Source organism: Thalassomonas actiniarum (assembly GCF_000948975.2).
Taxonomy (GTDB): Bacteria; Pseudomonadota; Gammaproteobacteria; order Enterobacterales; family Alteromonadaceae; genus Thalassomonas; species Thalassomonas actiniarum.
The window spans coordinates 5,038,500-5,060,801 of record NZ_CP059735.1 but is presented as its reverse complement, the minus strand read 5'-3'; the positions used below and the strand labels follow the sequence as shown (position 1 = coordinate 5,060,801).

At 47.7% G+C, this 22,302-nt stretch carries 13 protein-coding genes, 2 tRNA genes and 3 rRNA genes; 10 read left to right on the top strand and 8 right to left on the bottom strand.

Going from position 1 to position 22,302, the window contains the following annotated elements; translation table 11 throughout:
- Positions 1-275: 275 nt before the first annotated feature.
- Positions 276-3,419 carry a S8 family serine peptidase gene (locus SG35_RS22150; RefSeq protein WP_044830322.1) on the bottom strand — a complete coding sequence of 1,048 codons (3,144 nt, stop codon included), beginning with the start codon at positions 3,417-3,419 and terminating at the stop codon, positions 276-278.
- A gap of 1,067 nt (positions 3,420-4,486) precedes the next feature.
- Here SG35_RS22150 and SG35_RS22145 point away from each other — a divergent pair.
- From SG35_RS22145 to SG35_RS22110, 8 genes are all read left to right on the top strand, one after another.
- Positions 4,487-6,026, top strand: a 16S ribosomal RNA gene (locus tag SG35_RS22145).
- A gap of 96 nt (positions 6,027-6,122) precedes the next feature.
- Positions 6,123-6,199: transfer RNA gene (locus tag SG35_RS22140), tRNA-Ile, on the top strand.
- A gap of 30 nt (positions 6,200-6,229) precedes the next feature.
- A tRNA-Ala gene (locus tag SG35_RS22135) sits at positions 6,230-6,305 on the top strand.
- 343 nt (positions 6,306-6,648) lie between these two features.
- A 23S ribosomal RNA gene (locus SG35_RS22130) occupies positions 6,649-9,536 on the top strand.
- Between the two features lie 113 nt (positions 9,537-9,649).
- Positions 9,650-9,764 (top strand): 5S ribosomal RNA (gene rrf / locus SG35_RS22125).
- Together the 16S, 23S and 5S rRNA genes with 2 tRNA genes alongside form the textbook arrangement of a ribosomal RNA operon.
- Before the next feature lie 421 nt (positions 9,765-10,185).
- Complete coding sequence (locus SG35_RS22120; RefSeq protein WP_044832950.1) at positions 10,186-10,458, top strand: SymE family type I addiction module toxin; 273 nt, start codon at positions 10,186-10,188, stop codon at positions 10,456-10,458.
- Between the two features lie 174 nt (positions 10,459-10,632).
- Positions 10,633-11,565 carry a ribosome biogenesis GTPase YlqF gene (gene ylqF / locus SG35_RS22115; protein ID WP_044832951.1) on the top strand — a complete coding sequence of 311 codons (933 nt, stop codon included), beginning with the start codon at positions 10,633-10,635 and terminating at the stop codon, positions 11,563-11,565.
- A 76-nt stretch (positions 11,566-11,641) separates the two neighbouring features.
- Complete coding sequence (locus tag SG35_RS22110) at positions 11,642-12,067, top strand: HIT domain-containing protein (protein ID WP_044832952.1); 426 nt, start codon at positions 11,642-11,644, stop codon at positions 12,065-12,067.
- Positions 12,068-12,089: 22 nt separating this feature from the next.
- Here SG35_RS22110 and megL read toward each other — a convergent pair whose 3' ends face one another.
- Positions 12,090-13,301, bottom strand: a complete 1,212-nt coding sequence (gene megL, locus SG35_RS22105) for a methionine gamma-lyase (protein WP_044832953.1) — start codon at positions 13,299-13,301, stop codon at positions 12,090-12,092.
- A gap of 310 nt (positions 13,302-13,611) precedes the next feature.
- Here megL and SG35_RS22100 point away from each other — a divergent pair, with 310 nt between their 5' ends.
- The gene (locus SG35_RS22100) at positions 13,612-15,147 is read left to right on the top strand and encodes a sigma 54-interacting transcriptional regulator (RefSeq protein ID WP_044832954.1); all 1,536 of its coding nucleotides are present in this window, start codon (positions 13,612-13,614) and stop codon (positions 15,145-15,147) included.
- A 90-nt stretch (positions 15,148-15,237) separates the two neighbouring features.
- Here SG35_RS22100 and SG35_RS22095 read toward each other — a convergent pair whose 3' ends face one another.
- The 3 genes from SG35_RS22095 to SG35_RS22085 are packed head-to-tail and all read right to left on the bottom strand — an operon-like array spanning position 15,238 to position 18,764.
- On the bottom strand, positions 15,238-16,467 hold the full coding sequence (locus tag SG35_RS22095; RefSeq protein WP_044832955.1) for an MFS transporter: 1,230 nt from the start codon (positions 16,465-16,467) through the stop codon (positions 15,238-15,240).
- 40 nt (positions 16,468-16,507) lie between these two features.
- Entirely contained in the window at positions 16,508-17,560 is a 1,053-nt protein-coding gene (locus SG35_RS22090; protein ID WP_044832956.1) for a sugar phosphate isomerase/epimerase family protein, read from the bottom strand.
- On the bottom strand, positions 17,553-18,764 hold the full coding sequence (locus SG35_RS22085) for a Gfo/Idh/MocA family protein (protein ID WP_044832957.1): 1,212 nt from the start codon (positions 18,762-18,764) through the stop codon (positions 17,553-17,555). Before SG35_RS22085 ends, SG35_RS22090 begins: the two co-directional genes overlap by 8 nt.
- Before the next feature lie 210 nt (positions 18,765-18,974).
- Between SG35_RS22085 and SG35_RS22080 the strand changes: the two genes are divergently transcribed.
- Entirely contained in the window at positions 18,975-19,733 is a 759-nt protein-coding gene (locus tag SG35_RS22080; protein ID WP_044832958.1) for an AraC family transcriptional regulator, read from the top strand.
- A gap of 41 nt (positions 19,734-19,774) precedes the next feature.
- Here SG35_RS22080 and SG35_RS22075 read toward each other — a convergent pair whose 3' ends face one another.
- The 3 genes from SG35_RS22075 to SG35_RS22065 form a co-directional block, all read right to left on the bottom strand.
- A complete protein-coding gene (locus SG35_RS22075) occupies positions 19,775-20,572 on the bottom strand; it encodes a response regulator (protein WP_044832959.1) in 798 nt (265 codons plus the stop codon).
- 42 nt (positions 20,573-20,614) lie between these two features.
- Entirely contained in the window at positions 20,615-20,941 is a 327-nt protein-coding gene (locus SG35_RS22070; RefSeq protein WP_044832960.1) for an SUI1 family translation initiation factor, read from the bottom strand.
- Between the two features lie 177 nt (positions 20,942-21,118).
- Entirely contained in the window at positions 21,119-22,273 is a 1,155-nt protein-coding gene (locus SG35_RS22065) for a lipase family protein (protein ID WP_044832961.1), read from the bottom strand.
- Between the last annotated feature and the right edge of the window lie 29 nt (positions 22,274-22,302).

Here is a 22,302-nt window from a genome sequence, read left to right as displayed (position 1 = left end):
TTGCCAGAGGAAATAAACCGGCACATAAGCGTGAATTTAATTTATCTTGCCTGGGTGAGGGCATAGGGGAAAGTAGTGAAGAAACAGGCATTGAGTTCGTCTGTTGCTGGCTTTGTATATTACTTGCAGGCAGGGAGGGGCGTCTTAAGCTCGCTCATGTATGAATTGCTATAAAAAAGGCTTCTAACATTTGTTAGAAGCCTTGGAGTTTGTTTAAGCTACTGCTGATTTGTGTTCAGCAGTATATGCGCTTAATTAGCGCTTTGTCAGCAGGATTAGTTGCTTAATTCAAGAACGGTTGTGCCTTCTTCGACACCTTCATCATTAAAGTAAGTCACTGTGCCCATATAGATCATACCCGGCGTTAAACCACGCGTTAGGATACTGGTATAGTTAAAGCGACCAGCCATTGCCCGGGTGCTTGAAACCACGCGAGTTGAGCTGTCGGCTGAACTTGCCATCCAAACCGGCATAGTGTAGTTGGTTTCGGCAACATCCAATGTGCGAGCGTGTACCCAAACAAGATAAACATTACCGATATCACCATCATTTGCCGGCGTAGGGTTGGTTAACAGTACGTTTTCGTTAGAGCTGCCTTCAGTAGTCGATTGCGCTACCGGGCTACAGAGCCACTCGCTACAACGGTATACATAAAGATCTAAGTCAGCATTTTCCGCTGCAATCAGGCTTTCACTCAAGTTAAAACGCACCATCCTGGTTCCTTCAGGTACCAGGTAGATATGTGTGCCTAAACCTGCTTCATTAAATGAGAAGGTACCGTCGGCATCTTGAGATACAGTATTTGCTGAACCGATTGGTGCGGTAAGGCCTGCATACTCAATAGAGGTTGAGCCGGTATATAGCATTTTAACCGGGTAGCTGTAACGACCATTGGTCATGTCGCCGGAAATCAGCTCAGGTACTTCAATTTTAGCCGTAGGTGATGCTTTTATCGCAATAGGAAGGCGTACACTGTGTCCCGTCGCAGTGCTTGACCAGGTGATAGCGCCAAACTCCCAATTATTGATATTTGCATTGTCGTTTTTGCTGAAGGTTAACGAGAAGTTAGCTGTACCATCAGCAGCAATTGACAAAATAGGGGTCGGGGTTACATTTCCTTCGCTGTCATAGGTTTTAACAACTACATCTATACCGGCAGGCGCTTCAACCGTTGCCGTATAAACATCAGCTAAACCGGCTGCATTTGTTACAGTCCTGAAAATCGTTTCAGCCTCATCCAGCTCTGCAATGCCGATAGATGGCAAATTCAGCTGGCTGGCATCTGTTGAGAAACCGGCGGCTGTTAAGGTGTCACAGTCGGTACCATTACCGGCTACGTAATCCTGTTCGCCTAAGCCACATAAAAAGGCAAGGTAATCATTGAAGTTGGCATCAAATAATAAACCTGGCTCCATGGCTTGAACCGGTTGTGCGTGACCGGCACCAAAATCAAATGGGTCGGCAGGTGTACTACCGTCTGATTTGGTAACATCCTGACGTGCAGTAGTCATTAATGCAGATTTGATTTGGGCGGGAGACCAGCTGCTGTTTGTCTGCTTGAATAATGCCGCCATACCCGCAATATGTGGGCTGGACATAGAAGTACCATTTAAGTATTTAAATGAGTTGCCGTGAGGCTCAAACATAGGTGCTGCTGTGGTGGCGGCCAGAATATGGTAGCCCGGAGCTGTAATGTCCGGCTTGATAATATCGTAGCTGGCGCTGTTTGGTCCCTGCGAAGAGAAATCAGCCATGGTATTGCCAGTTTGCTCTACTGTGGTGGAAATACCTAATCCCATAGTGATCTCAACAACTTCACCGCCGGTTATGGCACCGTTAAGGGCAACACCGTCGGTCTTGCTGATCATCACACCCGGGATATCATAATTCTTGTCGCCGCCTAAAGCTGTAGGCGCACGATCATCGCTGTAAATGATAACGGCGGTAGCACCGGCTAACTGGGCTCTTTCTACTTTTTCGGTAAAGGCACACTCACCACGGCTAATTAAGGCAATGTTACCGGAAATATCTTCTGCATTATCAAGTGCGGCAGCTGTGTCGTTTTCAAAACAACCTAATAAAGGCTCGGCAACTACAACCTGGCCGTTAACCATACCGCTATCCTGGAAAGGCTTAGTGATTGCGCCTTCAATTGCAACCAGTAATTCTTCAGGAGCACGAGAAGTGATTTTTATGGCATTTGTCGGTACTGTGCCTGAATAGGTAGAGGCACCAACACTGGTTACCCAAGGGGCCGGTGTACCGACAGTTTCAGCGGTATTGTTATCGCCATCGTTACCCGCAGAAACGGATACAAAAACACCCGCCTGGGCAGCACGTAACATAGCCGCAGCTGGAGGAGTCGTTAAATCAGTCCGGCTGCCGCCAATGGAAAAGTTAATGACATCAACACCATCAACAACCGCTTGGTCAATTGCCGCCATGTTGTCACCATAGAAACAACCGCGCTCATTGTCGCCTTCCGGACTGACATAGTCACTGTTCCAGCAGGTTTTATATACGGCAATACGGGCTCTGGGAGCGATACCGGAAACAGCGCCTGCATCAAAGCCACTCACGCTGGCTGCGACACCTTCATTACCGGCGGCGGTACTAGCGGTGTGGCTACCGTGACCGTCGGCATCACGGGGAGATAAAAACTCACCTAAATCAGTTTGGATCTCATACCTGGCCTTAAAGGAATCATTATAATAGCGGGCACCGATAAGTTTGTTTGAACAGGCAAAGTCGGGGTCATCACCCTGATCACAGATACCTTGCCAACCGATAGAGGCTGGATCGGAATAAGAGCCGTCATCGGCAAAGCTGGGGTGCTCAGGCCAGATACCGGTATCTAATACACCGATAATAACATCTTCACCTTTAATATTCTGGGCATGTTGACCGCCTGCTTCTGTTAATCCCAAGAATTGTGGGGTATTAGCAGTTGTTACTGTTTCAAGCTTGTCTTCCCATACATTCAGGATGTCAGGGTGTGCTTCTAACTGCGCTTTTTGCGCAGGAGTAAGCTTTGCTGTAAAACCATTAAAGGTGTGCTTGAAAGAGTGAATGATCTCTATATTGCCAATTGAACCGGCAACTTCCGCCTGTTTGGCTTCCAAGGTTCTGGTGTAAGCCTGCATGGCAGGGGTCATTGCATTATATTGATTACCAGCGGTTGAAACCAGCTGATTACTTGGCAGTAATTCACCTATTTCCTGGGACTGGGCAATTGCCGGCTGGGCCTTTAACTGTACGATATAGCTTGCGCCCTGGCTTTGAGTATTTTGAACCGGGCTTCCGGCCTCGGTTAACCTTGACGTATCAACATTGATTTCCTGCGCGCTCACCACAGATGAAACTGATGCCGAGAGTGCGACGGTGATCAGACTCCCTAGAATGGATTTCTTAAATTGCATTTTTCTCTCCAATTATTGTTATTATTCGTAATACATTTTGAGAATTCCTGATGCATTATCTGTGTGTTTTTATGGTGAGATTGTCATTGTTCAATCTCAAACTTTATGAAATACAAATTCATGCAAAAGAATTACGAAAGCTCTGCTTAGCAATATTAATGCCCGTTAAAGATGTAATCCGTTCTGACAATAACAAGCAGCCTTTATAGCCTACTTATTCTCTATGTAAAATCAATGTAAAAAAGCTGTAAGATATTCTGACGCTCAAAATTGGTCTTAAAATGAACGGTGGGTGTTGTGCTTGGGGTTTTTTCCGTGTTTTATTTGTTTAAACTCTGATTTGTGAAATATTCTTCTGTGTTTTTATGTTTTTATTGATTGTTTGTGTTGATGTGATTTGTCATTTTAGTTGCTGATGTGTAAAAATATCTGACAAAGGCAGAGGGGCCCTTTGAAATATATGAAAGTTAATAAGTCAATTGTGCCGTAACCTTATAGGAAGTTAAGGGTAAGTATATCCATTACTATTAAAGGTCATTGAAGCTAGCAAAAGAAAATCAGCCCTCCTTGTGTTTGGTTTTTGAACGCTTAGAATTTTTGCGTTAAAAAAGTGTTGACCCCGCCATTAAAATCTCTACAATGCGCATCCACTTCCACGGGGCAACCCAACGAAGAGTTTTGGTAGGTTTACTCTTACTTCCAAGTAAAAAGATAAACAGTTAACGGTTGAAAATGTTTTTAAGATTTTTAACGAAAAAGGTTGACATCAAAACTGAGGGGCGTATCATGCGCATCTCGCTAAGGGCAAGGCCTGAAGCAACAACGGTTAACGAATGCGATTAATCGTTTCCTCTTCTTTTGAAGAGGAGCTCTTTAAAAATTAGTTATCATGCAATTTGTGTGGGCACTCACGTTAATGTTGATTTTACATAGTTCTTCGCTTTTCGAAGCAAGAGCAAAAATAAACTTAATGATGAATGACGCACAAGTACGACTTACTTTTTAAGTAAGTAATATTTATTTGACAGAATTCATTGAGTCGAAGCGAAAGCTTCACAAACGATTTTTAATTGAAGAGTTTGATCATGGCTCAGATTGAACGCTGGCGGCAGGCTTAACACATGCAAGTCGAGCGGAAACGAGAAGTACTTGTACTTCGGCGTCGAGCGGCGGACGGGTGAGTAATGCTTGGGAATATGCCTTATGGTGGGGGACAACAGTTGGAAACGACTGCTAATACCGCATAATGTCTACGGACCAAAGCGGGGGACCTTCGGGCCTCGTGCCATTTGATTAGCCCAAGTGAGATTAGCTAGTTGGTAAGGTAATGGCTTACCAAGGCGACGATCTCTAGCTGGTTTGAGAGGATGATCAGCCACACTGGGACTGAGACACGGCCCAGACTCCTACGGGAGGCAGCAGTGGGGAATATTGCACAATGGGCGAAAGCCTGATGCAGCCATGCCGCGTGTGTGAAGAAGGCCTTCGGGTTGTAAAGCACTTTCAGTTGTGAGGAAAGGGGTGTAGTTAATAACTGCATCCTGTGACGTTAGCAACAGAAGAAGCACCGGCTAACTCCGTGCCAGCAGCCGCGGTAATACGGAGGGTGCGAGCGTTAATCGGAATTACTGGGCGTAAAGCGTGCGTAGGCGGTTTGTTAAGCAAGATGTGAAAGCCCCGGGCTCAACCTGGGAACTGCATTTTGAACTGGCAGGCTAGAGTTTTGTAGAGGGTGGTGGAATTTCCAGTGTAGCGGTGAAATGCGTAGAGATTGGAAGGAACATCAGTGGCGAAGGCGGCCACCTGGACAAAAACTGACGCTGAGGCACGAAAGCGTGGGGAGCAAACAGGATTAGATACCCTGGTAGTCCACGCCGTAAACGATGTCAACTAGCCGTCTGTATCCTTGAGATGTGGGTGGCGCAGCTAACGCGATAAGTTGACCGCCTGGGGAGTACGGCCGCAAGGTTAAAACTCAAATGAATTGACGGGGGCCCGCACAAGCGGTGGAGCATGTGGTTTAATTCGATGCAACGCGAAGAACCTTACCATCCCTTGACATCCAGAGAATTTACCAGAGATGGTTTAGTGCCTTCGGGAACTCTGTGACAGGTGCTGCATGGCTGTCGTCAGCTCGTGTTGTGAAATGTTGGGTTAAGTCCCGCAACGAGCGCAACCCCTATCCTTATTTGCCAGTGCTTCGGGCGGGAACTTTAAGGAGACTGCCGGTGATAAACCGGAGGAAGGTGGGGACGACGTCAAGTCATCATGGCCCTTACGGGATGGGCTACACACGTGCTACAATGGCAAGTACAGAGGGCAGCAATACCGCGAGGTGGAGCGAATCCCACAAAGCTTGTCGTAGTCCGGATTGGAGTCTGCAACTCGACTCCATGAAGTCGGAATCGCTAGTAATCGTGGATCAGAATGCCACGGTGAATACGTTCCCGGGCCTTGTACACACCGCCCGTCACACCATGGGAGTAGGTTGCAAAAGAAGTGGCTAGTTTAACCTTCGGGAGGACGGTCACCACTTTGTGATTTATGACTGGGGTGAAGTCGTAACAAGGTAACCCTAGGGGAACCTGGGGTTGGATCACCTCCTTATCTTGAAGTAAAACAACTTCTCGTTGAGTGTTCACACAAATTGCTTGATAACAAATTGAAGAAGTCCAAACATACCTGCTTCGGACTCTATACGATAGGTCTGTAGCTCAGCTGGTTAGAGCGCACCCCTGATAAGGGTGAGGTCGGCAGTTCAAGTCTGCCCAGACCTACCAATATTTAATAAGCGGTATGTACCCTGATAAGGGGCTATAGCTCAGCTGGGAGAGCGCCTGCCTTGCACGCAGGAGGTCAGCAGTTCGATCCTGCTTAGCTCCACCACTTCTTCAAATTTAAAGAGACCAAACTTAAGGTGTTCATTGAACAAATTAAGTTTGGTTTTTTTAACCAAGTCATAACCGAATGAGCGTTATGTACTGTTCTTTAACAATCTGGAAAGCTGATATATATACCCGGTATTTATGAGTGGAAAGCGTGTCGCGCGCCGTACACGAATATCGTAAATATCGAACCTGATACATGATCTTCCTTATCATGTATCACGATAGCGAAAGCTATCAACTCTTATTCAAGACACTCTATGAGTGCGTGAAAATGTCAGGCTTTACAACTTAATCCGGTTTAGTCACCGGGTTTTCAAATAGGAAACTACTTGGGGTTGTATGGTTAAGTGACTAAGCGTATGTGGTGGATGCCTTGGCAGTTAGAGGCGATGAAGGACGTGTTAATCTGCGAAAAGCGAAGGTAAGGTGATAAAAACCGTTACAGCCTTCGATGTCCGAATGGGGAAACCCACCCGTCATCAGGCGGGTATCATTAAGTGAATTCATAGCTTAATGAGGCGAACCGGGAGAACTGAAACATCTAAGTACCCCGAGGAAAAGAAATCAACCGAGATTTCCTTAGTAGCGGCGAGCGAACGGGAATTAGCCCTTAAGTGATTTGTACATTAGTGGAACAAGCTGGAAAGCTTGGCGATACAGGGTGATAGCCCCGTACACGAAAATAAACTTATCATGAAATCGAGTAGGTCGGCACACGTGAAATGTTGACTGAATATGGGGGGACCATCCTCCAAGGCTAAATACTCCTAACTGACCGATAGTGAACCAGTACCGTGAGGGAAAGGCGAAAAGAACCCCTGTGAGGGGAGTGAAATAGAACCTGAAACCGCATACGTACAAGCAGTGGAAGCCGGATTTAGTCCGGTGCCTGCGTACCTTTTGTATAATGGGTCAGCGACTTATATTCTGTAGCAAGGTTAACCGATTAGGGGAGCCGTAGCGAAAGCGAGTGTTAACTGCGCGTTCAGTTGCAGGGTATAGACCCGAAACCCGGCGATCTACCCATGGGCAGGTTGAAGGTTGAGTAACATCAACTGGAGGACCGAACACACGTATGTTGAAAAATGCGGTGATGACTTGTGGGTCGGAGTGAAAGGCTAATCAAGCCGGGAGATAGCTGGTTCTCCCCGAAATCTATTTAGGTAGAGCCTCGGACGAATACCACTGGGGGTAGAGCACTGTTAAGGCTAGGGGGTCATCCCGACTTACCAACCCTTTGCAAACTCCGAATACCAGTGAGTACTATCCGGGAGACACACTATGGGTGCTAACGTCCATTGTGGAGAGGGAAACAACCCAGACCGCCAGCTAAGGTCCCAAAGTACTAGTTAAGTGGGAAACGATGTGGAAAGGCATAGACAGCTAGGAGGTTGGCTTAGAAGCAGCCATCCTTTAAAGAAAGCGTAATAGCTCACTAGTCGAGTCGGTCTGCGCGGAAGATGTAACGGGGCTAAACTAGTCACCGAAGCTGCGGATTCAAACTTTGTTTGAGTGGTAGGGGAGCGTTCTGTAAGCCGTTGAAGGTGTGTTGTAAGGCATGCTGGAGGTATCAGAAGTGCGAATGCTGACATGAGTAACGATAATGGGGGTGAAAAACCCCCACGCCGAAAGACCAAGGTTTCCTGTCCCATGTTAATCAGGGCAGGGTAAGTCGGCCCCTAAGGCGAGGCGGAAACGCGTAGTCGATGGGAAACAGATTAATATTTCTGTACTTCTTATAATTGCGAAGGAGGGACGGAGCAGGCTAGGTGAGCATGGCGTTGGTTGTCCATGTGAAAGTATGTAGGTTGGAATCTTAGGCAAATCCGGGATTCTAAGACTGAGATACGAGACGAGGCTCTACGGAGCTGAAGTCATTGATGCCATACTTCCAGGAAAAGCTTCTAAGCATCAGATTATAAGGAACCGTACCCCAAACCGACACAGGTGGTTAGGTAGAGAATACTAAGGCGCTTGAGAGAACTCGGGTGAAGGAACTAGGCAAAATAGTACCGTAACTTCGGGAGAAGGTACGCCGACTATGGTGATGGGACTTGCTCCCTAAGCTGAAGTCGGTCGAAGTAACCAGGTGGCTGGAACTGTTTATTAAAAACACAGCACTGTGCAAAATCGAAAGATGACGTATACGGTGTGACGCCTGCCCGGTGCCGGAAGGTTAATTGATTGGGTTAGCTCTGCGAAGCTCATGATCGAAGCCCCGGTAAACGGCGGCCGTAACTATAACGGTCCTAAGGTAGCGAAATTCCTTGTCGGGTAAGTTCCGACCTGCACGAATGGCGTAATCATGGCCACACTGTCTCCACCCGAGACTCAGTGAAATTGAAATTGCGGTTAAGATGCCGTATACCCGCGGCTAGACGGAAAGACCCCGTGAACCTTTACTATAGCTTGACAGTGAACATTGCTCCTACATGTGTAGGATAGGTGGGAGGCTTTGAAGCCAGCACGCCAGTGTTGGTGGAGCCAACCTTGAAATACCACCCTTGTATGCGTGATGTTCTAACCTGGGGCCCTAATCGGGCTTGGGGACACTGTCTGGTGGGTAGTTTGACTGGGGCGGTCTCCTCCCAAAGAGTAACGGAGGAGCACGAAGGTTGGCTAAGTATGGTCGGACATCATACGGTTAGTGCAATGGCATAAGCCAGCTTAACTGCGAGACAGACACGTCGAGCAGGTACGAAAGTAGGTCATAGTGATCCGGTGGTTCTGTATGGAAGGGCCATCGCTCAACGGATAAAAGGTACTCCGGGGATAACAGGCTGATACCGCCCAAGAGTTCATATCGACGGCGGTGTTTGGCACCTCGATGTCGGCTCATCACATCCTGGGGCTGAAGTCGGTCCCAAGGGTATGGCTGTTCGCCATTTAAAGTGGTACGCGAGCTGGGTTTAGAACGTCGTGAGACAGTTCGGTCCCTATCTGCCGTGGGCGTTTGAGAATTGAAGAGGGCTGCTCCTAGTACGAGAGGACCGGAGTGGACGAACCTCTGGTGTTCGGGTTGTCATGCCAATGGCATTGCCCGGTAGCTACGTTCGGAACTGATAACCGCTGAAAGCATCTAAGCGGGAAGCAGGCTTTAAGATGAGTTCTCACTGGGACTTTAAGTCCCCTGAAGGGCCGTTGGAGACTACAACGTTGATAGGCAAGGTGTGGAAGTGCTGCGAGGCATTGAGCTAACTTGTACTAATGACCCGTGAGGCTTAACCATACAACACCCAAGTGGTTTTAAGATTGTATGAAGACTGACATTAAAAACAAACGTCACGTACACATAGATTGAATAAGTAGATATATATCGTTTTCCAAGATTGACTGTTTTTGTCTAGCGACAATAGCACTGTGGTACCACCTGATCCCATGCCGAACTCAGAAGTGAAACGCAGTAGCGCCGATGGTAGTGTGGGAGGTCCCATGTGAGAGTAGGACATTGCTAGACTTCTATTTAGAGAAGCCCGATTAGAAAGAGTCGGGCTTTTTGCTGTTTACGAGAAAATTTTTATAAAGGCAATGCGCCATTCTCTTTTCTGTATTGCTTAACTCTTCTACATCTATCTGGGCTTATTCCTACACCATTAATGTATGCCAAAGTTGATAGCGGTTCTGCTACTGCAACCGCGCTAAATGAACAAAGATATGTTAACGGCAAGGCGATATCTTCGGGTGTAAAGAGTGTTGTCCATATTCCCAAAAACCTCAGAAAAAAAGGCCAATTCACTGTTGCTTTAACCAGTAAATTAGCCTTTGATTAATAGTGCCTACAGCAAGCAGAGTAACATCAGTTGTAGCACAAGTCGCAACCCCTAAGTGTACTCAGCACTAAGGGGTCGCTAACCAAAACGAACTTATAGGAGTCCGTCATGGCTGAATATTATCATACGCCAGAGCTTAGCTCGGCAAAAGGAAAATATCCCACCTCACGTCAACTCACCGTACTGGAAACCACCTGTGAAACGCCGGTAAGGCCAAGGGGCATTGGTATTAACTATGTGCCGGTTAACCTTGAACCTTGTCTTGTCCTGCGGGGAAAGTGGTTTAAGCAAGCTGGGTTCGTTATCGGGGAGAAGGTTACCGTGACCATTAACAAGGGGCAATTGGTGATAATACCGAGTAAGGCTTTGCCTGGTTGTTAACTCATCATAGGTAAGCCCGGCTGCTGCACCTGATAATCGGTGCAGCAGTTGTTGTAGTGTCATTAGCGTAATTGCTTAGCACTTGTTTGCTCTGCATCAGAAATAACATTTAATCCTGCATCTTTGCGGTTAAATTGTTAAAATCCCCCTTATTCTTTTCAATAAAGTAACTTCATGGCAATTAACTGGTTTCCCGGGCATATGCACAAGGCCCAAAAAGAAATAAAAGAAATTCTACCGACGATTGATGTGGTGATTGAAGTTTGTGATGCCCGGCTGCCTTTTAGCAGTGAAAATCCGATGATCACTGAGATCCGTGGCGATAAGCCGCTGATTAAAATCCTCAATAAAAGCGATCTGGCAGATCCTAAGTTAACCGCCTTGTGGCTGACTTATCTGGAATCCCTGCATAATGTAAAAGCGATCGCCTTGACCACAGATAATCCGGCAATAGCGAAAACCATACCCGGGATAATACGCAAGCTAGTACCCAATAAGGATGAAGCGGGCAAACAAATCAATGCCGTGATCATGGGTATACCCAATGTCGGGAAATCCACCCTGATCAATACCCTTGTCGGCAAAGCCAAAGCGAAGGTTGGTAATGAGCCGGCAGTCACTAAAGGGCAGCAGCGCATCCGCCTTGAAGACGGGCTTTACCTGTTAGACACTCCGGGCATGTTGTGGCCAAAAATTGTCAATGAAAACAGCGGTTATCGCCTGGCGGTCTCAGGAGCCGTTAAAGACACGGCTTTTGAACATGATGATATCGCCTGCTTTGCTGCCGAATATCTGCTACAGGCTTATCCTGAGCGTCTTACTGAGCGTTATAAGCTGGATGAGTTGCCTGAGCAGGAAGTTGAACTGATCGAAGCGTTGGGCAAACGCCGTGGTTGTGTCAGAAGCGGCGGTCATGTCGATTTTCATAAAGCCTCAACTATATTGATTAATGAGATCCGGGATAAAACCTTAGGTGGCTTGACCTTTGAAACCCCGGAAATGATCGAAAAAGAGCAGGTGCATTTCGCTCAATTACAAGAAGAAAAAATTGCCGCACGGGAAGCTAAAAAAGCAGCGCGTGGCCGAGGCCGTAAAAATAAGCGCTAGTTTAATATCACTAAAAGCTCATAATGAATAGCCAATAGTGAAGTGTTAGCAGCCATAAACAGATAAGGAATGCATAATGTCAGATACTTTTACCCTGGATCCTCAGCTGGCCAATGACAGTGTTGAGTTGATGGACTTTCCTTTATGTAAGCTACTGTTAGCCAATGACAGTAATTATCCCTGGTTTATCCTGGTGCCGAGAGTCGAGGGGATTACCGAGATATTCCAGCTGGAGTGGGAAGATCAACAGCAGCTGCTTAATGAGTCCAGTTTGTTAAGTGAGTTTTTAGTACAGGAGTTTGGCGGAGATAAAATGAATGTCGCCGCCCTGGGCAATGTGGTTGGGCAACTACATCTTCATCATGTGGTTCGCTTTAAAACGGATATCAGCTGGCCTAAGCCTGTTTGGGGCCAGCATGCTGCGGCCCCGTATAGCAGTGAAGAGCGGGAAGCCCTAAAAGCCAATTTACTGCCTAAGTTAGCCAGTATCTTGCTTGGCTAACTTAGTGTAACTGCCTTAAGGTCTAAGCAACGTCCTGATGGTTATCCTGGTTGTTGATTTGGGCTAAAGATTGTTCCAGGTCGGCGATTAAATCGTCGCTGTGCTCCAAACCAACCGAGATGCGGATCAGGGTATCGCTGATTCCCGCTTCCAACCTTTCTTCCTGGGTGTAAGGAGAATGGGTCATAGACGCTGGATGCTGGATCAGCGATTCGGCATCTCCTAAGCTTACCGCGATAGAAAACAGCTTCATGCGGTTAATAAAAGCTTCTCCGCCTTTAAGGTCACTTTTGATCTCAAAGGCAATCACGCCACCGGCAGCTTTCATTTGCGAACCGATAAACTTATTGCCGGGATGACTCTTCAGGCCCGGGTAGTATACCTGGGCAATATGTTCATGACCTTCCAAAAACTCGGCAACTTTCTGGGCATTCTCGCAATGGCGCTCGATACGGATCGGCAAGGTTTTTAAACCACGTAAGATTAACCAGGCATCATGCGGGCTGATGGTAGCCCCTATGTCTTTTAATGCCGTCATCTTGATGTTCATGATCATCTCACTGCTGCCGCAGATGATACCGGCAACAACATCGCCGTGGCCATTGAGGTATTTAGTGGCACTGTGAACCACAATATCAATGCCGAACTGACCCGGTTGCTGCAGTACCGGGGTTAAGAAGGTATTGTCGGCAATGGAAATAATATCGTGCTTTTTGGCGATAGCGGCAATGGCGGCTAAGTCCAATACCACCATATTCGGGTTGATCGGTGTTTCCAGGAAGATAACCTTGGTATTTTCCTGAATGGCGTTTTCGATGTTCTCTGGCTCAGTCATATCGACAAAGGTAACCTCGATACCAAACTTGGTCAGCATATGGCTCATCAAGGCATAGGAGCAACCATAAACGGCCTTGGAAGAAATGATATGATCGCCGCATTGTAAATTGGCCAGCAGGGCGCCGGATACCGCACCCATACCGGTTGCCGTGGCGGCGGCATCTTCCATGCCTTCCATTGCAGCCACCCGCATTTCTAATTGTCTGGTGGTAGGGTTACCTAAACGGCTGTAAATATAACCTTCGGCTTCGCCGGCAAAGCGGTCAGCGCCTTGTTTAGCATCATCAAAGATAAAAGTGGAGGTCTGGTATAAAGGTGTTGCCAGTGAGCCGAACTGCTCATCATTAATGCGTCCTGAATGAATGGCCTGGGTCTCAACATGTTTACTTGTGGTCATGAAAACTTCCTGAAGTTGTGCACTGATCTTGATTTTTGTTTTTGTGCAGAGAAATAACTACCCTGCTAATGCAAGTTAATGGCCATCTGGTTAAACTTGATTAAAATCAATTGGTTGTCTGTTTTATTGACAATGGTTAGTTAATTTTGTACTAAAAATATTACAAAATAGCTTGCTGTATTGTCAGCAAGCGATAAAAGTCGCCCTCAAGCCGTATAAAATAGCTAAGTTTTCTTTGTAATATATTTATTACGTTGTACTATTAATATTACATTTGTTGCTGGTTATTGAAGAATAAGGAAATCCCCGGATGAGATTAGAAATAAAGTCAGCGGATCGTATTGGTATCAGTCAGGAAATCCTGTCGGTTTTTTCACAGCATTTATGGAACCTCAGGGCAATAGAAGTCGCGACCTGTTTTACCTATGTACATATTGAACCGGACGATGTTTCTCTCGATAAAATCCGCTCTTCACTGGACAAGGTTGAAGGCATTTTGCAGTGCCGGGAAATTGAGTTATTACCCTCTGAGCGCAGGGAGAACCATCTGCAAACCCTGCTTAACCGTATTCCGGATCCCATTATCGATATTGACGAGCAGGGAATTATTTTAGCGATAAATCAGGCGGCAAAGAAACTGATCGGCAATAAGGCGGATAAACTTGAAGGCCGGGACATCACCTCTTACATAGAGCTGGATCACAAGGCTTTGGCCAGCGATAAAGCCATTACTACAGAGATTAATTTTGCCGGAACGCCTTATATTGCCGACATTAGCCCGGTCATAGCCGACGCTGAAGCAGAAGCCAAGGTAACCGGTGCCGTGATAGTTTTGCGCAGTATGAATACCCTGGGACGGCAAATTTCCCTGATGCAAACGCGAAACGACCAGGGGATAGAGAATGTTATCGGCCAGTCGGCGAAAATGAAACTCTTGATCGAGCAAACCTTACGTTTTGCCGATTTAGAGTTGCCGGTATTGATCAGCGGTGAAACCGGAACCGGCAAGGAGCTGATAGCCCGTGCCATCCATAATGCCAGTAGCAGGGCAAAGGCGCCGTTTCTTGCCATTAACTGTGCCGCTTTGCCCGAGCACCTGCTGGAAAGCGAATTATTCGGTTATGCCGGCGGTGCTTTTACCGGTGCGCAAAAAGGCGGTAAGCCGGGGTTATTCGAACTGGCGAGCGGTGGTACCGTTTTTCTCGATGAAATAGCGGAAATGTCCATTTACCTGCAGGCGAAATTATTACGGTTTTTACAGGACTTTCGCTATCGCCGTCTCGGCGGTACTACTGAGCTTAGCGCCAATGTCCGCATTATCAGCGCCAGTCACCAAAACCTGGTGGCTTTATCTGCCAAGCAGCTGTTTAGGGAAGATCTTTATTATCGCCTTAATGTCCTTAGTCTTGAGCTACCGGCACTGAGGGACAGGAAAGAAGATATTGCCCTGTTAACACGCCATTTTATTGCCAATGCTGCTGCCCAGGTAAATCAGCAGGTACCGGATATCAGTGAACAGGCCATGGCGATTTTGCAGCATTACCACTGGCCGGGTAATATCCGCCAGCTGCAAAATGTTTTGTTTCGCCTGGTGGCTCTTAATACCAAAGCCATGATAGGGCAGGAAGATCTGGCGGATCTGCTGGCGCAATCCTCTGATCAGCAAGCTCAAGCGGTTAAAGATTATTCTGATACCCGGGATTGGAAAAGCGCCCAGGCGGCGTTTGAGCATGGGCTGTTAACCCAGCTGTATCCTTTATACCCCACGACGCGTAAGTTGGCGAAGCGATTGAATGTTTCCCACAACAAAATTGCCATGAAATTACGCGAACATGGCCTGGATTAGTGAGTTTGTATGGGGAAGGTCGGTTAACTTGCAGAAAAGAAGGGCGTAGCACTTAGCTCCGCCCTTTTATTTGTCTGGTAATATTTATCTCTAGCCGGGGATAGCGGCAGAAGAGCGGGGCTTTTTAAACGCCTGGTAGCAGCATAACAGGCTAAAGGCCAAAATCAGGGTTAAGGGAAACAGCGTCAGGTTTGATAATACCGTTTGTCCTGCCACGAGTTCCGCTTGCGCTGCAGAAGCTTGAGTAGCCAGTGCCTGGTTTCTGGCATCATCTATCCAGCTGCCGATCACCGGATTCCACATGCTGACGGCAAACATCCCCATGCCGCCGATCACCGATAAACCTATAGCCCCGGTTTGCGGGTTATTCTCGGCGACAAAACCTAACATGGTGGGCCAGAAGTAAGTGACGCCCAGGGCAAATAATATCGCGGCGGGATAAACCGTCCAGCCACTGGCCAGGCTCATGGCATAAATGCCAGTGGTGGCAAGTATTGCCGAAGCCAGCAGTACCCCGGCGGGATTAAACCTGTGGATCAAGGGACCGGCAAAGTAGCGGCCAAAAGCCATTAACCCGGTGATCAAGGCCATGATCAACATAGGGGAGGCACCGGAAGCACCGAGCATTCTTTCTATCCATTGCTGGGTGCCTAATTCCGTGGTGGCGGTTAGGGTCATACAAATGAGCATAAACAGGAATAAGGGCGATGCCAGTGCTTTGATATTAGCCAGGGTGGAAGTCGTGGCCCGGTCCAGGGGCGGAAACTCCTGCTTGAGCACCAACAAGCCATAAATCAGGGCAGGCAGCAGCATAACGGCAATTTGCAGTTGCCAGCTCAGTCCCATGTCTGTCATCAGTTTGGAAATCAAGGCGCCGATGACAATGCCGCCGGGAAACCAGACATGAAAGCGGTTAAGCATGGTGGTTTTGTTGTCCGGGTAAAGGGCTGTGATCAGCGGATTACAGCCCGCTTCCACCGCGCCATTGGCAAAGCCGATAAAAAAGGTTGAAATCAACAGGCTCCAGAACCCGGAGGCATTGATGGTGAGGACTAAGCCAAGCAAATGGCAGATAAAGGCGGCAATAAGTAATTTTTTCGCGCCTATGGCATTGTAAATTGCGCCGCCTATCAGGGTGGCCAATGGGAAGCCTAAAAAGGCCATTGAATTGACCCAGCCAAGTTCTACATCGGACAAACTGAAATCCTGGCCAAGCTGGGTTAAAATGCCGGCGCGGATGGCAAAGGTCATGGCAGTGACCATAAGGGCAATACAGCTGGCGGTAAATAGCCTTGAAGTTTGTGTGCTCGTTTCTGACATCTGGCTCTCCTTTATTGTTATTTGTTGTTTTAAAGGGGGGTTATAAACCAAGCAGGCTTTTATTGAAGTGCTCGTTGCTATCAACCGCGGCAAAATCATCGAAGGCGGTTTGCGTCGGATTGATCAAATGCTCGCGGATAAATTTAGCCCCTTCACGGGCGCCATCTTCCGGATGTTTGATGCAGCACTCCCATTCCAGTACCGCCCAGCCGTCAAAGCCGTATTGGGTCAGTTTGCTGAAAATGCCTTTGAAATCTATCTGGCCGTCACCGAGGGAGCGGAAGCGGCCTGGGCGTTCCTGCCAGGGCAAATAGCCGCCATAAACGCCGGCACGTCCCGTGGCATTAAATTCAGCGTCTTTTACATGAAAGGCCTTGATGCGGCTGTGGTATATGTCGATAAAGGCCAAGTAATCGAGTTGCTGCAACAGGAAATGGCTGGGATCATAGAGGATATTGACCCTGGGGTGATGGCCGGTGGCAGCCAGGAAGCGTTCAAAGGTGACGCCGTCATGTAAATCTTCTCCCGGATGTAGCTCGTAACAAACATCAACACCGGCCTGGTCAAAAGCATCTAAAATCGGCAACCAGCGTTTTGCCAGTTCGGTAAAGCCTAATTCAACCAACCCCGGCGGGCGTTGCGGCCAGGGGTAGAGGGTCGGCCAAAGCAGGGCGCCGGAGAAAGTAGCGTGGGTTTTCAGGCCCAAGCGGGCACTGGCTTTGGCGGCAGCTTTTAATTGCTGTGTGGCCCATTCGGCTCTGGCGCTTGGATTGTTTCGATAAGCTTGTGGGGCGAAGCCGTCAAACATCTTGTCATAAGCCGGATGTACTGCAACTAACTGTCCCTGCAAATGGCTGGAGAGTTCGGTGATGTTAAGGCCAAACTCGTGCACGGTTTGTAAAATCTGATCGCAATAGTCCTGGCTGTTTGCTGCACGCTCAAGGTCAAATATTTTGCTGTCTGAGGTTGGTAGCTGGATCCCCTGATAACCTAACTCGGCTGCCCAGCGGCAGATACCGGCTAAGCTGTTAAAAGGAGGTTGATCGCTGAGGAATTGGGCCAGGAATATTGCCGGTCCTTTGATTTTATGCATGTTTGTCTCCTTGTGGGGGAGTGGCTAGTTCTTCATTAGGTAATAAGGAAAACGGGTGCCATTTCAGATCCGAATGGCTGGCGGCGACAACATTTTCAATAAAGGCCATGCCGCGCACGGCTTGATAGATCCCGGGCACATCCAGGTGACTTTCTTGGGCCGGGGCATTGTCGTTATCACCTGCCAGGCGGGCTCTGACTTGGCTGGCAAATCCGCGATAAAGGTTGGCGAAGGCTTCCAAATATCCTTCCGGATGACCCGCCGGGGTACGCAGGATTGCCGTTGTTGCAGGGGCCAGTTCACCGACCCCGCTGCGGATGAGCTGGCTTGCCCGGTTGGGAAATTTCATCAATAAGCTGTTAGGTTCGAGTTGCGACCAGTCCAGGCTGGCGTGTTCGCCATAAACGCGGATCCTTAGGTTGTTTTCTTCGCCGACAGATATCTGGCTGGCGAGCAATACCCCGTGGGCGTCATGATTAAAACGCAGCAGCACTGTGCCGTCATCGTCTAAACTCCGGCCTGGTACATTGGTGGTTAAACTGGCGCATAATGCCGTGATTTCCAGGCCGGTAACATATTCTGCCAGGTTGGCGGCGTGTACGCCTATATCCCCCATGCAGCAACTGATCCCCGACCGGGCGGGATCTAAACGCCAGGCTGCCTGCTTGCTTTGTTCGTCGTCTTTAGATGCCAGCCAGCCCTGGGGATATTCCACCACCACTTTTTTAATTTTGCCAAGTGCCCCGGCAGCTACCCGGCTTTTGGCTTCTTTCACCATGGGATATCCGGTGTAAGTATGGCTCAGGCCGTAGAGTAGTGATGATTGCTTGACGATGGCTTCGAGTTCCAGCGCTTCTTTTAAGGTCAAGGTTGCGGGTTTATCCGACATCACGTGAAAGCCCGACTCCAGCGCCAGTTTGGCTACGGGGAAATGCAAATGATTCGGCGTCACTATTACCACCATATCCATGCGTTTTTCTGCGGGCTGTTGTTGTTCCCGGGTAAACATTTGCTGGTAACTGCTGTAGCAGCGCTCCGGGTCCAGATACAGGGCTTTGCCGGATTCAAGCGAGCGACTGGCATCTGAGCTGAAGGCGCCGCACACCAATTCTATTTCATTGTCCATTTGCGCGGCTATCCTGTGTATCGCCCCGATAAAGGCACCCTGGCCGCCGCCGACCATACCCATTCTGATTTTTCGCATTTAGTCGTCACCTGTTATGGTTTTCTTTTTTACCGGGAAAGGTTTCCGGTAAAAAGCGTTTTATTTATGATAAAAGCGGCGTGGAATTAGTGTTAAGATGAAATCGGTTTCTTATGCGATAAAATCGGCGTTGCCTTTTTAATGATCAGGGTGACCAAGGCAATAGTTCAGGCAATAGTTCAGACAATAATTTCTAAATGAGCATCATATATGACAATTAAAGGTGTTAAAGCACAGGGCGGGGATGACTTTCTCCAACAGTTATCGGTTAGCCAAGTTATAGAAATGTTTGATCTAATGCCGGATATGTTATTTTGGCTAAAAGATGCTGAGGGCCGTATTCGCTACGCCAATCAGTATTTTCTTGAACACCAGGGGGTGGATAGCTTATCCCAGGCAATCGGCTGCAGCGATTATGACTTTTCACCTCCCCATATCGCCCGGCAGTTTGTGGTGGATGATCAAAAAGTGATGCAGGGAGAAGTCGTGACCAACCGCCTGGAAATGAACAGTGAAAGCACCGGGGACATCTCCTGGTTTATCACCTCCAAGCGTCCGCTTTATAATGACAAGGGTCAGGTGATCGGCTCTTATGGCATTTCTCGCCATCTGGAAAAAACGACAGTTGCTATTTCTTCCATGGAAGCGTTAAAGGTGCCGGTAGATTATATCCGCAAACATTATATGTACCCGGTAACTCTTAAGGAGTTGGCCCGGGCAAGCCATTTATCTGTCAGTGCGCTGGAAAGGCGCTTTAAGAAATACCTGAAAAAGACCCCAAAACAATTTATGAATGAAGTACGTCTGGAAAATGCCCGGCGTTTACTGGTGGAAACAGCATTACCTATCGCCACAGTTGCCAGTGAAAGTGGTTTTAGTGATCCCAGTTATTTCAGCCGGCAGTTTTACCGGCTGTTTACTCAGTTGCCTTCCGAATTTAGAAAAAGTCACTGCCGGAAAAGTCCATGACCGGAAAAAACAGCCAGGCATAATCCCGCAATGAATTGGAGCTAGTGTTCCAATAATCCGTATAACAGCTTTTTGACGTATTGGGGCTCAAACGGTTTGTCGCACAGGGCATTGACGCCGTCCTGCTCAATATTGGCCAAATGCGCCATTTGACTTTCGCTGGTGACCATGACCACAGGCAGATGGGATTGCTGGCTTTGTTCACGGATATAGCGGGTCAGCTCCCGGCCATCCACTTCGGGCATATTAAAATCAGTAACCACGAGATCAAACATATGATCTTCGAGCAATTTGATCGCATGACTGCCGTCGACGGCTTCGGTGACTTTTTTCAGGCCTAAGTTATTCAATACCCGTTTGATATGATTGCGTGCCAGGCGGCTGTCATCCACCAGTAACACCCGGATCTCGTGGACATCAAAGTAGTCCAGCTCGAGTTCGTCCACCGACAGCAAATCCAGGGTATTGTTGATGGCGGAGGTCAGGTGGTCACGGGTAAAAGGTTTTGGCAGCAGGGCAACCACGCCGGACTGCTTAAACTCTTCCAGGTGTTCACGTTTGTGCTCACTGGTGACCAGCATAAAGGCGGTATCGGTAAACTTATCGTCAGCCCGAATTTCGCGCAGTAAGTCTAATGCCGTGCCTTGCTCGAAATACATGGCGCTGGCGATTAAGTCATGGGGGTGGCGCTGCATGATTGCCATGGCTTCTTCGACGGATTTTGCCGGCGATATTTCACTGACCCCTTGCTGCTGCAATTCATTGATAATAATTTTGCGCTGGGTATCCGATGGTTCCACCAACAGGATTGACAGCTCTTTTGAAGTAATTGATTGCATTGGTTATTCCTTTGTTATACCAAGAGAGTAGCAAAAATGCCGCTAACCACCAATAAATTTAACTTTATAGCCGTTTTTTTCCAACACCTGCTTGATGGCATCGCGTTTGTCCCCCTGGACTTCGATCACATCACCAACCACACTGCCGCCGCAGCCGCAGGTTTTTTTGATTTTGCTGGCAAGGTCTTTTAAGCCCTTTTCATCCAGCCCCAATCCGGTGACGGTAACTACGCCTTTGCCTTTACGGCCTTTGGTTTCACGGCGTACTTTTGCGGTGCCGTCTGATGGGGTGACTGCTTTGCTTGGCTTTTGCTCTTTGATGCGACCTGAGTCGGTGGAATAAACCAGTGTTGAGTTGTCGTTGTTCATGCTCTCTCACCTGAGTTAGCGGGGGATTTAATGCGGCAAAAATGCGTTATTTTGTGCTTTTTGTCAATGGAATTTTATTAGCTGAAACCAGAGCAGCAGTGAAAATAGCGGCAGGAGTAGCCAATTGCATTTTTTCTGGAGTTAGCTCCTCTAAAGTTGGGGTTTGTATAATGAAGCTTAAGCTTGCTTTAGTGCCTGTTTAGCTGCTTGTTGTAACCGTCCGATAGTGACGCTAAATACCCAGCGGATAAATTTATAGGTAAATTCAATCGGTATATAAGCCCCTTTACCGGCAAAAACCAGCATGTAGCCTAATACGGCTTTTAGCTGTTCTTCAAGGCCTACAATTTTTCCTATATTTACTAGAGTTTTGGCCATAATGTCGTAGACAGTGCCTATGGATGTTCCCATAACTTGCAAAGAAGCTATTGTGGTTGCTGCGCCGCCATCTATCATGAGTGTCATTAGGGCGGCAGCAATTTTATCTGCCCAAAAGGTTGAATAGGTGGTCTCAGTACGATTTCGATAGTTTAACACAACACGTTGACTTACCGAGCTTGCCGTCTGACAGTGTAAACTTTCCCAGTCACTATGATTTGCTGTTTTAATATATGCTGGACCTTTTTTCATAGAATGTGCGCTGGTATCTATGCCTTGAGCGCGGGAAAGTATGTATTCCCGACCGCTAATCGGGGCGTGATAAAAGGGCCATACAGGCATTTTAGGTACAGGATCTGCCCCATGTACACAGCGAAACATTTTATCTATTCGTGCGCTATGATGAATGGCGAAGTTTTTCTTGCCTACGCGGGGGGAGCCAAAAGTATACAAGTAGACGGTATTTTTAAATTCAGCCTTAAGCCAATCTGCGGTTAAGGTAGCCAGCGCGCCACCCAGGCTGTGGCCCACGCAATGGATAATACTATTGCCGTTAGTAATTCCTGGCTGGCTAAAATAGGCATATAAGCTTGCTCTAAAAGATGCAAATGAACTTTGAAAACCTGTATGTACACAAGATCCGGTATCACTATTGGTGCTATGGCACGTGATATCTGTGAGTGCGTCGGCTAAGGAGTCAGTACCGCGAATCGCGATAATATGATCATCACTATGCTGTACACTATGGCCTTGGCCTATTAAGACAAAACCAGTTGCTTGGCGACAGAAAAAACCACCCGAAGTGCCGGTATAAACGTGCTTTGATAAGTTGAATTTGAAATGTTTTTCGGTTTCAGGGTCAAGCTCCAATGCTATTCCTTCAGGAACTGGCCCTTTAATATTATAAGCGGCAGCGGCAATATTTGATGCTACGCGTGGGGAGATGGTGGCCATATTTCATCCTTAAAATAGTGGTTATCTTT

Bases quoted from the DNA above. Each gene is read 5' to 3' on its own strand.
- SG35_RS22150 (WP_044830322.1), bottom strand. From the start codon at position 3,419: ATGCAATTTAAGAAATCCATTCTAGGGAGTCTGATCACCGTCGCACTC.
- SG35_RS22120 (WP_044832950.1), top strand. From the start codon at position 10,186: ATGGCTGAATATTATCATACGCCAGAGCTTAGCTCGGCAAAAGGAAAA.
- ylqF (WP_044832951.1), top strand. From the start codon at position 10,633: ATGGCAATTAACTGGTTTCCCGGGCATATGCACAAGGCCCAAAAAGAA.
- SG35_RS22110 (WP_044832952.1), top strand. From the start codon at position 11,642: ATGTCAGATACTTTTACCCTGGATCCTCAGCTGGCCAATGACAGTGTT.
- megL (WP_044832953.1), bottom strand. From the start codon at position 13,301: ATGACCACAAGTAAACATGTTGAGACCCAGGCCATTCATTCAGGACGC.
- SG35_RS22100 (WP_044832954.1), top strand. From the start codon at position 13,612: ATGAGATTAGAAATAAAGTCAGCGGATCGTATTGGTATCAGTCAGGAA.
- SG35_RS22095 (WP_044832955.1), bottom strand. From the start codon at position 16,467: ATGTCAGAAACGAGCACACAAACTTCAAGGCTATTTACCGCCAGCTGT.
- SG35_RS22090 (WP_044832956.1), bottom strand. From the start codon at position 17,560: ATGCATAAAATCAAAGGACCGGCAATATTCCTGGCCCAATTCCTCAGC.
- SG35_RS22085 (WP_044832957.1), bottom strand. From the start codon at position 18,764: ATGCGAAAAATCAGAATGGGTATGGTCGGCGGCGGCCAGGGTGCCTTT.
- SG35_RS22080 (WP_044832958.1), top strand. From the start codon at position 18,975: ATGACAATTAAAGGTGTTAAAGCACAGGGCGGGGATGACTTTCTCCAA.
- SG35_RS22075 (WP_044832959.1), bottom strand. From the start codon at position 20,572: ATGCAATCAATTACTTCAAAAGAGCTGTCAATCCTGTTGGTGGAACCA.
- SG35_RS22070 (WP_044832960.1), bottom strand. From the start codon at position 20,941: ATGAACAACGACAACTCAACACTGGTTTATTCCACCGACTCAGGTCGC.
- SG35_RS22065 (WP_044832961.1), bottom strand. From the start codon at position 22,273: ATGGCCACCATCTCCCCACGCGTAGCATCAAATATTGCCGCTGCCGCT.